Source organism: Ruegeria arenilitoris (assembly GCF_013031355.1).
Lineage (GTDB): Bacteria > Pseudomonadota > Alphaproteobacteria > Rhodobacterales > Rhodobacteraceae > Ruegeria > Ruegeria arenilitoris_C.
Window position 1 is genome coordinate 1 of sequence record NZ_WPZO01000006.1, and the last position, 13616, is coordinate 13616.

The window sequence follows — 13616 nt, forward strand, 5'->3', positions numbered from 1 at the left end:
GCTCGTCAGGCTCATAACCTGAAGGTCGCAGGTTCAAATCCTGCTCCCGCAACCAATCTTCCAGGTCGGAAATCAAACACTTAGCCTCGCATCACACGAGGCTTTTTGCTTTGCGCCAACACAACTGGAAGCACTGTGGAAACATCAGGATGCGAATAAACCGTGCGGTGAATACGCAACAGAGATTAATCGCTCAAAAGTTAGGGTTCACTGTTTCAAAGGTTGCACGGAGAAACTCGTACCGAAAATCGCAATGTCTGAGCGGGTGCCGAAACAATTTTAACTACAACGATCCCGTCGCAATACTCGCGTCGTATAATTCAGGGTCGATACGTTCATAGTCGTAAACGGCGGCTCGACAAATTACACACCCAAACTTGGACCGCTGACGGATTTTTCGCTTGATTGGGGCTGGAAGGTTTCGCGGAAGCCCATGTCTGTTTGCCAAAGCAAGCCCTAACTATTAACCGCGTTGGCACAGTCGAAAAATGAATCCAGTTAGACAATACGGGATCTTGTATATTTTGATAATTCCGACCGAAAATGAAGGGTCAATTTCAGGATACTGCACGAACTCCTTTGGGCCGATTTACGCGCAAAATGAGCCTTGCACAGGCTAACGCTGCCGCTTGAAAGCGCAATCTAAACAAATACTACGTTTCATCTATAGGTTTTCAGCATTGGAAAGAACATCAAGGCAAAACCTTAAAGGGGTGCTTTTCGGCTGCGAACAGTAACCTTTTGACTGAAGGGCGTCCGAAGGAGAGTTTCCTCCTCCGATCAGAATGAGAAGGAAATCGTCCAAAGGCGGCAAAAGTTCTTGCGAGTTTGCTGCTGTCTCCTTCAGCGACAGTGTTTGAAACACTCCAAAAAGCGGAATTTCTATAGTGCCGTCTGCCCCCTCGGGATACTCGTGCAGATATTGCCGTGTTCCCCAGACAGGTTCGGTGAAAAAGTCGCGATAGTAAGTCCGGTCCAACTGACCGAACTGAATCTCCAAACCTTCCTGTTCAATCTTCCCGCTGCGGACACTCTGGTAAATGTCCATTATTTTCTCATGGATCTCCGGCCACCTTACCGCCTCAACTGTCGCGCTTAGTGAGATAATTGCCTTTTTCTTTCCCATCACAACGAAGTCTGAGCGTGGATCGTAAGCCGCGCGCATTTCCTGGCGGATGATCCGAAACATCTCGGACCCTTGGTTCGCGCCGATGTAATCTACCAAGACATTTGTCCCAACCTGGTCTGCCTCATCTGCAAACTCTTCTGCTTTGACAAAAAGGATCAGCATCTCGGTAGAGTCGGGATCGGCAAAGTGAATGACGCCCGTCGGAAGGGTGAAGGCTTCTTCGTTCGTACCCATCAAGGCTTCAGCCCATTTTGCGAAAGGCAATTCCCACTTTCCTTTCGGGCGGGGAAGCTTGTTGACCAGTCGAATGGTGCGGCGTTCTACTTCTTCATCTCCAGATCTTAGGATTGCCTGAATGGGCTGGCCGAAACGAAATTTGCCATCGCCAACCTCTGTTTCCGCTTCATCAGGTTCGTACTCGAGGAAATCCGCCACTTCATTCAGAACATGTTCTGGCCTTCTGGTCCTGGTAGACTGGGTAGGGCTGGTATACTGCAGCTCTCTTGCGTACCAGCCGTCCGAGTATTCCGGCTCAAGCAAGAGGTTTTCGAGGTGGACGAGGGTCTCTGGAAAGACTTCGTTTGGCGCCGAGACAGTGAGCATCAGATTATGGTGACTTGTTTCGACGTAATGCCTGATCCCCTTCAACTGCTTGTACTTAGCAATCTTGTGGGAGGAACGGCTTGATGTTCCTCCTGACACGACACTTGCGAGACCAGCACGCAAGGCAGCCACCCGTTCTGTTGTCGGCCGATCAATCGGCCAAACCAAGGTGAGTTCCGAAATACCGTTCTTCAGAGGCGTCAGAAAAGCAATATTCGCATCGCCAGTCGTTGCGATCAGCTCTGCCCGGACCTGCTGAACAGAGAGCAGGCTGAGAACCATAAAGAGAGTGGCAATGAAACGGCCTTTAAGTGTTTGCATGTTACTCTGCTTTTTCGGCCAACACGACAGATGTCGCTGCTGGCTTGATGACCTTTTCGGCAAAATCAATAACGTCCTGATCTGTTGTATCGTTCAAGATGTCGACAAATACCGACGGGGTGATAGGGGGGAAGCCATCAGAAGCCACATTCTTCAGGAATGATAGAAACGCTACGGGTCGGCGCGTAGCATTTCGGGCCGCAACGACCTGCATCTGGCGTGCTTGATTGATCTCATCCTTGGTGATCGGTTCGTTCAACAAATTGGCCAGAGTCTCTGTCAGATGGCTGTGCGCCGCATCCAAGCTGAAACCGGGCATCAGGTGCAAATCTATGGTAAGTTCCAGGTCAGCATTCTTGGCAAGAAACCAGTCGGCGTCGACGCTGAAAAAGCGCTCGTCTTGATAGTACAGGGCCTTGTAGAGCCGTTCTTTCAAAATATCGCTGGCGATGAAAAATGCGCCCTGCATATCAATGCTGGTTGACCGATCTTCGAAGTCCACGAATTTCGCAAACTGGACTGTGTCATGCGCCAGCTTGTCCGACTTGATGCGTTCAATAAACCTGAGCTCGGGATCCGGTTTGTGGTCCAACCAGGGTTTCTGAGGCGTCTCAGAAGGTTCTGTGTCCCCAAATATGCGAGCAACGAGTTCCTCGGCTTTTTCCGGTTCAATTTTCCCCGACACGATTAACGTCACATTGGATGGTGCATAATGTGTTTCGTGAAACTGATAGGCCGTCTCAAGGTTCAATTTGGGAAGATCTTCGATGGTGTTATTTGCCCGACCACGCAGACTGCCATAGAGGTTTTGAAGCGCAATTCTTCGGAGCCAGCGGAGCGGAGACTGTCTTTCGCGCAACTGTGTTTCCCGTTGAACGATATCAATTTCGCTTTCCGCAAATCCTGCCGGCAGCGACGGCGTGTCAAGAACGGCCCGAGACAGCTGCAACAACATTTCTATGTCAGAAGGTACGCCGGAATTCGTGTATACCGTCGATACATTATGCGTTGTCGCATAGATATCGCGCTCACGGGGCTTTCTGAGTATTGTGGCGTCCGCTGAAAACGCGGCCAAGTGCTCAGTTAAATGTGCCGTGCCGGATGGTTCTGGATCATCATACTCCCCCGACAGAACAATTAACTGAACGTCCACACGGTCGAAATCATCCCTCGGGACCACGTAGGCCGCAAATAATCCGCCTTTCTCAGAAAGAGGGATGACGCTTTGAGCTTGAGCAGTTCCAGCAAACACCCAGAAGACAAGCGAAAAAAACAATACGAATGCGCGCATCCTGATCCTTTGAACTTTGTCACTGAGGACAAAAACTCTGCCATCAGGCGTTGAACGAAAATGGCAGTGACTTGCCGAATGCTTGTGGGATTCAAGGTGCTTTTTCAAGCGGCCAACTGAAAACTTGTCGAACTGTGTTCGAATCGAAACCAAAAAACTCCAGAATGAGTGCCTCAGCCCTGTGTGGATTGACCGGCCAAAAGTCGTATTTAATACAACAGCGGCGAACGAAGGTTCTTCTCCAAAAGCTACGAGGGCAATGTCTGTTTTGTGACAGGCAAAGTCATTGATTCAAAGCTGGTGAAAGTTTTTTTGGCTTCTAGGGATTTGCAAAGTCTAGTTGCGAATGTCCGCTTTAAGCTCAGAGCGGGCACTGATGCGAAGAACTGCGGACGGCGACACTGAGCCCTTAGTGTCGTATGGTGCACGTTATATAAAGGTCCGGTCCTCAAGCGTAGTCAAAGACCTGGCAATATCTAAGGCGGTTCTGTCAACGGCTTGTGGCACAAGAATTTCTGACGATTTCGGTTGAGTGCTCCAAAGAGACAAAACGACCTTTTTGGGCAGGAAGGTTTTGAATGCAGGTTTTTTGTCCAGAATACAACTTCAGCGTTTGTTGAACGAGTAGGTCCACCTCGGCTAACATTCTTAGAAGTATCGCGGGGTGATGTTGTTGTCTGACATAGAGCTCAAGAAACTTGAAATCCTAGATCGCGAAGCGCGCGTCAAGGAGCGTGAGTTAGAGTACAATATTGCACAAGCTAAGAACAACTCGTGGAAGTCGCCGCTAGTAGTCGCAATTCTCGCGGCAGCAATCGGGGCAATGGGTAATGCGTTTATTATCTATTACAGTTCGTATCTTGAGCGCGCCGCAGCGGCTACCGCTCACCAACGAGAAATCAAACTGGCTGAGAGTGCCGCTGAGCGAGAACGCATTCTGGAAATGATCAAGATCGGAGAACCTGAACAAGTTCAACGAAATCTTGAGTTTTTAATCGACACTGAACTCGTTCAAGATTCCGAGACAGTTGCCAGTATCCAAGAGTATTACCAGAATATCACGCCCGGTGAAGGCCCCGGGGCATCGTCTGGGACAGTGAGTTTTGACGAGCTAGGAATTAATCGGTCAGAAATAAACGGAAGTTTGAAAGCTCCGAGCAGAATGTTTTTGAAAGAAAATTTGGGAAAGCCGCGCGAAGAGTTAAGTGATAGTTGCGAACCGGTTACCAACGAGGCGTTGAAGGCAAAACTGCAAGTCGGAGAAGTTGGTGATTTGCGGGTACATCTACTGGCTCCCGCAATTCAATCGCTTGAGAAGGTTTTTTCCGAGATAGAGGAAAAGCACCCACACATTTTGTTCAAAATCGGTAGCGCTGGAACGCTATGCGTTCGCAGGGTCCGTGGCTCCTCATCGACTGCAGGCTCTCACAGTTGGGGCACAGCAATCGACTTATACTTGGATGGTGAACTAGATCGCTTCGGTGATGAAAAGGTGGATGTCCAGCTGTATCGCGTCGCTCTTGTTTACATAAAGAATGGATGGGTTTGGGGAGGAGGGTTCGCCGGTGAAGATTCGATGCACTTCGAAGTAAGCGAACAATTGCTTCAAAGATGGATAAGCGATGGCGTCCTGTAAAATCATTGTGCCAAAACTCAAGTGTTTATGTCACAGGCGAATACAGCCGTTTCTGTCTGGCTGACCGGAAGCGGTCATTCCATAGCTTTCGGCAGCATGGGTGACCCTCCGATCCAACTGCTACCCCGCATGCCCATCAATTCGTGCATCGGATGACCGGGCCTTGGCCGGAAGACAAGCGCCAAAATTATGAGCGGTAAGCTTTGCTGGACCAGCGCCCAGTTCTGCGGCTTACCTCTTACACCGATGATGATCATTGTGATGCCGACAAGCCCAACGATAGGCGCAACATATTGGATGAGTTGATAAAGGCGCTGCATGATCCCTGCCTGATTGTCGAAACAGTACGGCAACCTTGATTCAGCCAGGGGAAGAAATCCAGAGGCTGGATGAGCCTCTGAGCATTTGGCATTTAGCCCGCCGTTACCTCATCAAGCAATGCACGAGCATCGGTTACATCGCTCGTATGCTCGCCTCCTGTGACTGTTTTTAAAGCAGTGCTTAGTGCGGAAGAGGCCGCGGGCGACCCGATTTCTGTGCATGCTCTAAAGTAGTCCACTGCAGTTCGGAGTTCGAACATCCTCGCGTGTTGTTGCTGCGCGGTTTGCAGAGCTTTGTGAAACTCTGCTTCGGCGGGACCATTCCGGGAAATTGCCAGTGCATAGACCCGGTCGGTTTCAGCTTGTGCCCAGCCCTCATTCGTCAGGTTTTGGTGTTGGCGTGCTTCGGCCAGCAATTCCAGGGCACCGTCCTGATCACCCGTTTCAAGAGTGAGTTCGGCAATCAAAGTCAGGAAGAACGGCTTGTAATTTCCCGCCCCGCTGGCCCACCAAGCTTCTGCCGCGTTTCGCAACGCGCGGATCGTCGCCGGGGCGGGTGAAACAAAGGCATCCACCCAACTGCGCCAGAGGGCTGCAGTCACGGACATGAATGTAAAGGAGTGTTTAGAGGCTAGTTCCTCAAGTTGGGTCACAGCTTCAATGACCTGGTCGGGTTCACGGCGCAGAAGGTGCAGCATGCACAGGTAGGTCAGTGACTGCGCGATGCTATGGGCATGTTCAAGCTCTCGGGCGGCAGCAACCGCTTGCTTTTGAACTTCCAGTGCCTTGTCCGGCGCGCCGCGCATCCAGATGGCCAGGCTCAGGAAACACGAGGTGATCGCGGCATGGTCCGACCCATAGATAAAAGCCAGATGCCCATCCCGTTCCCGGCTGTAGAGGTCGAGCGCCTGCTTCAAATGCTCGTAGGCCCGGTCCAGTTCACCAATGTGAAACAGCACGGCACCCATCGCCCGATGCGCCACCATCTGATGCTGCGTTTCACCGGTCGTTCCCGCCAGTTTCAGCAACTCTCCGGCAACATTTCTGGCCAGATCGTATTCGGCACGCACCAAATGAAACGAATACAAACCGTTCAACACCGGAAACAAGTGCTCGGTTTCGTCGACGCGTTCACACAGGTCCCTAATCCGTTCGTAGACAGAACCGGTTTCATCGGCGGCTATTCCGGCCGTTGAGCGCAGAACACCCGCTCTGAGAACCTGAATCTCGATTTCCTTTCGGTCACGGTCGTCGCTCTGGCTTTGCTCTCGCAATTGCTCGATTGCCAGGGAAAGCTGTGTGTTCGCCTCAATGTTTGCTGAACGCTGAACCGCACGCTGGCCCGCAAGGTGGCGGCAGTCGATGGCCTGCTTGCTCATCCCGGCCATTGTGTAGTGATGGGCCAGAATTTCCGGGCTGGCATCCCCTATGTGAAGTGCTTCCTGATTGAGCGTCTCAGCGACGCGCGCGTGCAGGACCCGTCGTTCGCTTTTCAACAGACTGTTGTAGGCCGTGTCACGAATAAGGGCATGGCGATAGCTGAAGGTTTCCAGGCCGTCTGTCGCGGCAGTTGTGACAATGCCCGCGTCCACCAGAAGCTCCAGGGCTGAACGCAACGCTTTTTCGCCAAAGCGCGAAACCTCGGCGATCAACGGATAGGAGAACTGAGGGCCGATGACCGCGCCGATCTGAGCCACCTCCTTGGCCGAACTCAGTCGGTCGAGGCGCGCCATCAGCGCATCATGCAATGTGCTGGGAACCGGGCTTGCCGGAGACGATGCGCCAACCGGTTGGGCTGCGTGGTCTTCCATCAAAGCGCCTGATTCCAAGAGGTCTTTTGTCACTTCTTCGACGTAAAGCGGGACACCATCAGATCTGGCGGCGATCACCTCATACATCTCATCCGAGATGGACTGACCTTGGGCAACTTCGTCCACAATGCTTTTTACCTGATGGAAATCCAGTTGCCTCAAGACAACTTTCGTTAGGTTCGATTGCAGCGCCCAGCCCGGGTCGAATTCGGGCCGGAATGTCATCACAACCAACACAGGAAGGTCTTTGATCCGATCCACGATCTGATCCAGCAGCAACTTGGTCGTCGGATCAACCCAATGCGCGTCCTCAAACAAAAGAAGCACCGGTTTCTCCGCAGCCATAGACGCCAGAATCTTCAGCATCATCCCCAGCGTTTGATCCATGATTTTCTGAGGCGTCAAATCCAGCGGTCCCAATCGGTCTTCGAAGGGAACAGAAAGCAAAGACGCGGCCAGCTTTAACACATGGTCGGACGGATCCCCCAGGACCGAAGATATCTTGTTGAGCTTTGTTTCGTCTGAGTCGTCGGGGCGAAGTTCCGCCACGATCTCGAACTGACGAATGACGGGATAAAACGCACTCGCAAAATGATAAGGTGAGCACTGATACCGGGTTTGAGTGTGCGACACCCCCGAAGCGTTTTTTCGTAGTTCTTCAACCAGCCGGGACTTGCCAATGCCCGGCTCACCCGACACCAGCACAACCTGTCCCTGACCACCGCTGGCCAGTTTCCACTTTTCGTTCAGCGTCCCATATTCAGCCGCGCGACCGACCAATGGCTTCAATTGCACATCGTCCAGCGCCATGAACCGGCTGACAGTTTCCCGTGTTCCGGTCACTTGCCAGGCTTCGACCTCTTTGGCGAACCCCTTGAGCTTGAATGCGCCGCGCAAAACGTATTCGAAAGCGTCCCCGGCCAACTGATGCGTGCTGGGTGCAATAATCAGCGTGCCGGGGTCGGCCATTGCCTGCAGACGTGCGGCAAGATTTGGCGTCTCGCCCATCGCGGTCCCGTCCTCAAACATCTTTTCGCCGCGCAAATCTCCGACGACAACCAGCCCGGTCGCGATTCCAATTCGGACGTTCAGTTTCGCATGGGTCCGGATGTCCGGGATTTCTTTTATGATCCGCAGGCCCGCACGAACGGCGCGCTCCGGATCATCCTCGTGGGCATGGGGAAACCCGAAAAAGACCATGATCCCGTCGCCGTAATAGCTTGCGATGTGACCATCAAAGGCAGCAACAGACGCCGCACATGTTTCCTTGAACAGCCGCAGGACCTCGGCCAAGTCTTCCGGGTCGACACGCTGGGCGATTTCGGTGGATCCGACCAGATCGATAAACATGACGGTCAGTTGCCGTCGCTCTGCCACAATGGCGGGGCCGAGTGCTGTGTTTTGTGGACGACGCCCCCCGTCTGCGCCGGCACGAACGGCTTTCATAAATCGCCGTCTCGGACCCAGAGGAAGCCCGATCGTGACAAGATCTTCGTCGGTCAACTCTGTAAGATCACCGAGTTCGATTTCGTGTTCTTCAAAGGCTCTGGCGTATTTGGACAAACCGTGGTTTTCCAGCCAGACCGCGATATCGGACATTTTTGATTGTCTTGCTTGCTGCTTCAGCAGAGCCCTTGCCTGCATCCAGCCAGCGCGCATCCCCCTTTTTGCTTGGCCTTTCAAGGACCCCCCATAGGTCCCGTCGAAATACGGAGTACTTCCTTCTCAATGAAGTACTCCGATGTGGCTTTGGTCAAGGGGGTCATCACCATTTACTGGGTTGGACCCGATACCGGTTTGCCAGAATTCACCCGGTCCTTAGTGCATACAGCAGAATGCCCCATGAGGCGCATCTTTCATTAGCGTGTCGAAATCCTTGCCGCGCATCTCGATCAGGGTTTTGTGATCCCCTGCCTCGAACCAGATTTTGTCCAGCCCGGTCAGGCTGTCGTCGACAACGGTCGGCAAATCATAGGCTTCGCCTACAGGCGGCACCGCACCAAGGGCGCAATCATCGAACAGACCATCCATTTCGGATTCCGGCGCCAAGCCAAGACGGCGGTTCATCATCGATTGAAGCGCGGTCAGGTCAACCCGGTGATTGCTGGGCAGAACCGCAAGCAGAGGACCTTCCTCCATGTGGATCAGAACCGATTTGGCGAGGTGGTCACCGGGGACATGCGCCGCTTCGGCGCATTCGGCGGCGGTTGCGGCATAAGGATGGGGAACGGTGTCAAACGGAAGCCCTTGGGCATCCAGATGATGTTTTAGACGAGTCGCAATGGTCATTTAGCCCTCCGTATCATCGAAGGCGTCCCGGTCGCGAAACGTGTCATGGTGCGCAACTAGGGCGCAATTGTATGTGAGGCTTTATTGTGCGCTGATTGGTCGGATCGGGCAAGGGAAAGGATTCGTGCTCGGCTGGAAAGGGCTGGAAGGGAACAGTACGCGACGCCTTTAAACCTGCTTAAGCCACCCTGTGGACCTAACTCGCCTCAAGCACCTTTCGCGCGACCCGAAAACACTCCAGCGCCTGAGGCACGCCGCAGTAGATGCCGACCACGTGGATGATGGCGCGAATCTCTTCTTTGGTCACGCCGTTGTTCAGTGCGCCTTTGCAGTGGATCTCCCACTCGTGCATCTTACCCAACGCTCCGATCATCGCGAGGTTCATCATCGACCGGGTTTTCGCGTCGATCACGTCGTCGCCCCAGCCAAAGCCCCAGCACCAGGCGGTCATCGCCTCTTGAAACGGGCGGGTGAAATCATCCGCGGCCGCGAGGTTCTTTTCCACGTATTCGGCGCCCAGAGTGCCTTTGCGTTGCTCCAACCCTTTGAGGAAAAGGTCTTCGTCGAAAATATCTGCCATGTGAGGTCTCCGGTGCTTCAGCGCGTCAGGCGGTGTTTGTAGAGGTGATCATAATGCGGTTTCATCCGGCGATGCACCTGTTTCACCCGGTCCGGCGCACCGTCGATTTCGATATATTTTCGCGGCTGCGGCGCAAGGCCGGTCGAGTTTGCAAGATTGGCGTGGAAGGACCCGCCGTCCCACCAGCTATGGGCCGACGGGTCGCCGCCCGCCTCCCAGTTTAGGGCGTCTTCAATGAAAGGAATGCCGACGGCGTCGCAGAACCTCTGCGTCATGCCGTGCGGGTCTTCCAGCAGGTCATCGCTGTCGATCACCGGCGGCGGGGTGCCGTTCAACGCAGTCAGCAAGTCGAACAGGGCGCGTTGTTCGGGAAAGCCAACCTCGCCCTCGGCGAAGTCAGGCCAGCGTTTGTACATCGAGGTGATGGTTTTCGCCGGGTCCCGGATTAGGAAGGCATGGGTGAAATGCGAAAGGAACTCTGCATCCCATATGTGGTTGATGTAATGCGGGAAATCCTTGATGAAGACCGGCCCCTTTTGCGCACGCGCCTGAATGTCCTGCCACACGCTGCCCAGCGTCAGGCCGGGCGTTGTCACGTCACCCGGTTGAAACCGGTGCCACAGCGGGTCTTCGCCCTGATACCAGGCCTCGCCGAAAGGCTCGTGCAGGCAATCCAGATCACCGCGTTGCCGCATCATCCATTCAAAGGCCGTCGAGGTGGACCGGGGCACCGCCCAGAGCGCGAGGATTTTGTGCATGGTTTTGGGATCTCCGGTTCTAAAGCCGTTTCAAAAGCTGGCCATGCGGCGTGTCCGGTGACAGGCCGAGCGATTTGAAGATGCGCCAATAAAGCGCGATGTCGTGACCGATCACTGGCTTGCCAAGTGCAGCTTCTAGCGTATCGGCCAGATGCAGCGGACGTTGTGGCAGACCCTTCAGGCCGGTTCGAAAATTGCACATCCCGTTGATCAGGATCGCATCGGCCTGCGGAGCCTGATCGGCGACGTATTCAAAGCTTTTCAGCGCCAGCTCACCGTCAAAGACCCAGCGACAGCTGTTCACCTCTTCCTGCGTGGCGAACCATCCCTGATCATGGAAATTGCCCGCATAAAGCACGTCGAACCCGGCCTCACGCAGGAACCCGACCGTGCCCTGCCACCATTCGGGCCAGTGATAGGCGGCGTTCAGGGCGACCCTTTCCACATTCATCTCGCGCAAGGCTTCGACCATCGCGTAACCGGCCATGTGAAACTGCGTGCCGTATTTGTCGGACAGGTCGGCACAGTGCTGACGGACGCCCTCGACCCCCAACCCGCAGGCATGGACCCAGTTGGACCCGACCTGCCCGCAGACATCGACACCGTTGCGAGACATGCAATGGACGAAATCCTCAAGCATCCCGAAGTTCTGCTTTCGCTGATCCAGCCCGTGCACATAGTCCGGCACATGCAGCATCCACCCGTGCACGCCGACCGTCTCGGGGCACATCCGCAGGAAATCCGACGGCGCAGCATCAAAATCGAAGGGCGGGCAGGTGAAGCCCACCTGATGCGGGAACAGCTTGTGTTCCGGCCGCCACTCTTCGGGCATCAGCATGGGCGGATCACCGCGATCATCAATCCACCGCCTCGCGCATCCATTGCTGCAGCCGGGCAATCGAGTGTTCCGACATCACGCCGCAACCGGGGTCCAGTACCAGTGGGCCGGGGCGGTAGCCGCGGGATTTCAGGCCGCGATGGACGGATTCGACCAAACGAATGTCCTCCTCGACCGTGGTTTCGCGATCCTGCACGGCCAGTTGCCGGATTACCGCGCTCTCGGATCCGCCCTCGGTGTACCAGCCGCGCCAGACGGTGCAGTGATCGGCATCGTTTGCGCGCCAGTGATAGGTGTTCAGCACATTGCCCGGATAGCACTGGAATGAGAACATCGGCCACAGGAACCAGGACTGGTAATCACCCGCATGGGGCACCGACAGATCGACGGGATAGGTCATCTTGTCGAGGCTTTGGCATTCCGTCGTATGGCGCAACACGTAACCGCCATCCGCGTCGGGCTGGATGTCATAGGTCTCGGGTTTGACCACGCCTTCGGCAAAGGTCGGGTGATTGGTCGGGCAGTGGTAGCATTCCGAGTAATTCTCGATACTGACCTTCCAGTTGCAGTGTTCCGGGATCTCGACCCATTCCAGCGGTTCCAGATCGTCGATATGCGGAACAAAAGCGCGAATTTCCTCGCGCACGCCGGGGTACCATTCGTCCATCGGGGCGGCGTCATCGTCGAGGTTGACGAAGATGAAGCCGTTGAACACTTCGGTGCGGACCGAGGTCAGGCAGATCGCGCTGCGGTCGAAACCGGGGACGGATTTGATGTTTGGACCCGCCCGCAGCTGGCCCGACAGTTCATAGGTCCAGGCGTGATAGGGGCAGACGACAACGCGGGTGTTGCCTGCACCGGTGACCATCTCATGCGCGCGGTGCTGGCAGACGTTGTAGAAGGTGCGGATTTCGCCGTCGCGGCCGCGAATGCAGAACAGGCTCTGTCCGGCGATCTCAAAGGCGAAATAGTCGCCGGTTTCCCGCACCTGCGCCACATGGCCCGCGAATTGCCACGTTCGGGACAGGAGCCCCTGCATTTCCTGCTGAAAAACCGCAGGATCGGTGTAATAGCGCGCGTCCAGTGAATGGGTCAGGGGTGCGTTCATTCGGGCTCCTCCGCGTAGAGGCCAAGTTGGTGTCTGCGTTGGTGAAACCGCTCCACCCGTTCGACGATCTCGTCACTGGAGACCGCGATCACGAAGGACAGCAGCGTTTCCAGCAACGCGATGGTTGAAACGGAGGACGGGAAAAATTGCGGTGTGTCGGCAGCAACGACAAAGCCGTGCTGCGCGTTCAGGATGACCGGACTGGCCGGGCTGTCGGAAATGCCGACGACGGTCAGGCCCTGTTGCCGCGCCAGCTTGATCGCGTCGATCACTTCGGTCCGGTAGGGGTGGCAGGTGATCGCAATCAGCACGTCCTGCTCATCAGCCCAGGCCAGATCGTCCACCGGGGTCGAGCCGGGGCGCGGGATGGCGTGGAACTGCTTCATCCCGGTCGAGGCCAAATAAGTGAAGTTGCGCGCGTTGGCATTGTTGACGCCGACGCCCAGCGTGAAAATCTGGCGACAATTCCATATGTCTTCGGCCGCCGCCTTCAGGCGCGCGGCGTCGATCCCGGCAAAGGTTTCTTCGATGTTGCGGATCGCTGCGCCGACCATATCGGCGTAAAGGCCGCCCAGCTCTCCGGACTTGCCGATATCCTGCAGCCAGCGGGCGCGGTCAGGAAAGGACACGCCGCCCTGCCGAATCGCATCCCGGAACGGGGCGCGGAAATCCTCATAGCCTTCGAACCCCACCTGCCGCGCCATACGCACGAAGGTGTTGGGTTTGACCTTGGCGGCCTCGGCAATCTCTCGCACGGTTGAAACCCCAACGTCCGTTGGGTTTTCCAGCACATAGCGCGCGGCTTTCTGCGCCTCGGGAGTGAGGGCATCCCACTCCTCGGAGAGGCGGTCCAGAACGGCTGATGATACATTTGTGTCATTCATGATTGACGATGGTACATTTGTGGAATTAGCCTGTCGAGCAGAAACGCG

The 13616-nt window shown here is 55.1% G+C and carries 11 protein-coding genes; 1 reads left to right on the top strand and 10 read right to left on the bottom strand.

The genetic code is table 11. From position 1 onward, the window contains the following. Nucleotides 1-664: 664 nt before the first annotated feature. Together GOX63_RS23665 and GOX63_RS14745 are read right to left on the bottom strand one after the other, a co-directional pair. Nucleotides 665-2053, bottom strand: coding sequence for a hypothetical protein (locus GOX63_RS23665; protein WP_217356203.1), 1389 nt, complete (start codon nucleotides 2051-2053; stop codon nucleotides 665-667). Nucleotide 2054: 1 nt separating this feature from the next. Next, a complete protein-coding gene (locus tag GOX63_RS14745; protein ID WP_170546238.1) occupies nucleotides 2055-3344 on the bottom strand; it encodes a M16 family metallopeptidase in 1290 nt (429 codons plus the stop codon). A gap of 673 nt (nucleotides 3345-4017) precedes the next feature. On the opposite strand from GOX63_RS14745, the gene GOX63_RS14750 reads away from it, so the two are divergent. After that, nucleotides 4018-4980 carry a M15 family metallopeptidase gene (locus tag GOX63_RS14750; protein ID WP_170327304.1) on the top strand — a complete coding sequence of 321 codons (963 nt, stop codon included), beginning with the start codon at nucleotides 4018-4020 and terminating at the stop codon, nucleotides 4978-4980. A 74-nt stretch (nucleotides 4981-5054) separates the two neighbouring features. On the opposite strand, the gene GOX63_RS14755 is transcribed toward GOX63_RS14750, so the two are convergent. The 8 genes from GOX63_RS14755 to GOX63_RS14790 form a co-directional block, all read right to left on the bottom strand. Continuing rightward, entirely contained in the window at nucleotides 5055-5300 is a 246-nt protein-coding gene (locus GOX63_RS14755; RefSeq protein WP_170327303.1) for a hypothetical protein, read from the bottom strand. A gap of 92 nt (nucleotides 5301-5392) precedes the next feature. Beyond that, nucleotides 5393-8710 carry an ATP-binding protein gene (locus GOX63_RS14760; RefSeq protein ID WP_170546241.1) on the bottom strand — a complete coding sequence of 1106 codons (3318 nt, stop codon included), beginning with the start codon at nucleotides 8708-8710 and terminating at the stop codon, nucleotides 5393-5395. 219 nt (nucleotides 8711-8929) lie between these two features. Further along, complete coding sequence (locus GOX63_RS14765) at nucleotides 8930-9400, bottom strand: aminoacyl-tRNA deacylase (RefSeq protein ID WP_170327301.1); 471 nt, start codon at nucleotides 9398-9400, stop codon at nucleotides 8930-8932. 196 nt (nucleotides 9401-9596) lie between these two features. Beyond that, nucleotides 9597-9980: a carboxymuconolactone decarboxylase family protein gene (locus GOX63_RS14770; RefSeq protein WP_170327300.1), complete on the bottom strand. Its 384-nt coding sequence runs from the start codon at nucleotides 9978-9980 to the stop codon at nucleotides 9597-9599. Between the two features lie 17 nt (nucleotides 9981-9997). Continuing rightward, a complete protein-coding gene (locus GOX63_RS14775) occupies nucleotides 9998-10738 on the bottom strand; it encodes a sulfotransferase family protein (RefSeq protein ID WP_170327299.1) in 741 nt (246 codons plus the stop codon). A 19-nt stretch (nucleotides 10739-10757) separates the two neighbouring features. Beyond that, the gene (locus tag GOX63_RS14780) at nucleotides 10758-11576 is read right to left on the bottom strand and encodes a hypothetical protein (protein WP_170546244.1); all 819 of its coding nucleotides are present in this window, start codon (nucleotides 11574-11576) and stop codon (nucleotides 10758-10760) included. 19 nt (nucleotides 11577-11595) lie between these two features. Continuing rightward, on the bottom strand, nucleotides 11596-12684 hold the full coding sequence (locus GOX63_RS14785; protein WP_170546246.1) for an aromatic ring-hydroxylating oxygenase subunit alpha: 1089 nt from the start codon (nucleotides 12682-12684) through the stop codon (nucleotides 11596-11598). After that, nucleotides 12681-13568 (bottom strand): MurR/RpiR family transcriptional regulator, encoded by an 888-nt coding sequence (locus tag GOX63_RS14790; protein ID WP_170546248.1) that lies wholly within the window; start codon nucleotides 13566-13568, stop codon nucleotides 12681-12683. Before GOX63_RS14790 ends, GOX63_RS14785 begins: the two co-directional genes overlap by 4 nt. Between the last annotated feature and the right edge of the window lie 48 nt (nucleotides 13569-13616).

What these genes read in the sequence shown, in the direction of transcription:
- GOX63_RS23665 (WP_217356203.1), bottom strand. Translation starts at nt 2,053, where the DNA reads ATGCAAACACTTAAAGGCCGTTTCATTGCCACTCTCTTTATGGTTCTC.
- GOX63_RS14745 (WP_170546238.1), bottom strand. Translation starts at nt 3,344, where the DNA reads ATGCGCGCATTCGTATTGTTTTTTTCGCTTGTCTTCTGGGTGTTTGCT.
- GOX63_RS14755 (WP_170327303.1), bottom strand. Translation starts at nt 5,300, where the DNA reads ATGCAGCGCCTTTATCAACTCATCCAATATGTTGCGCCTATCGTTGGG.
- GOX63_RS14760 (WP_170546241.1), bottom strand. Translation starts at nt 8,710, where the DNA reads ATGTCCGATATCGCGGTCTGGCTGGAAAACCACGGTTTGTCCAAATAC.
- GOX63_RS14765 (WP_170327301.1), bottom strand. Translation starts at nt 9,400, where the DNA reads ATGACCATTGCGACTCGTCTAAAACATCATCTGGATGCCCAAGGGCTT.
- GOX63_RS14770 (WP_170327300.1), bottom strand. Translation starts at nt 9,980, where the DNA reads ATGGCAGATATTTTCGACGAAGACCTTTTCCTCAAAGGGTTGGAGCAA.
- GOX63_RS14775 (WP_170327299.1), bottom strand. Translation starts at nt 10,738, where the DNA reads ATGCACAAAATCCTCGCGCTCTGGGCGGTGCCCCGGTCCACCTCGACG.
- GOX63_RS14780 (WP_170546244.1), bottom strand. Translation starts at nt 11,576, where the DNA reads ATGCTGATGCCCGAAGAGTGGCGGCCGGAACACAAGCTGTTCCCGCAT.
- GOX63_RS14785 (WP_170546246.1), bottom strand. Translation starts at nt 12,684, where the DNA reads ATGAACGCACCCCTGACCCATTCACTGGACGCGCGCTATTACACCGAT.
- GOX63_RS14790 (WP_170546248.1), bottom strand. Translation starts at nt 13,568, where the DNA reads ATGAATGACACAAATGTATCATCAGCCGTTCTGGACCGCCTCTCCGAG.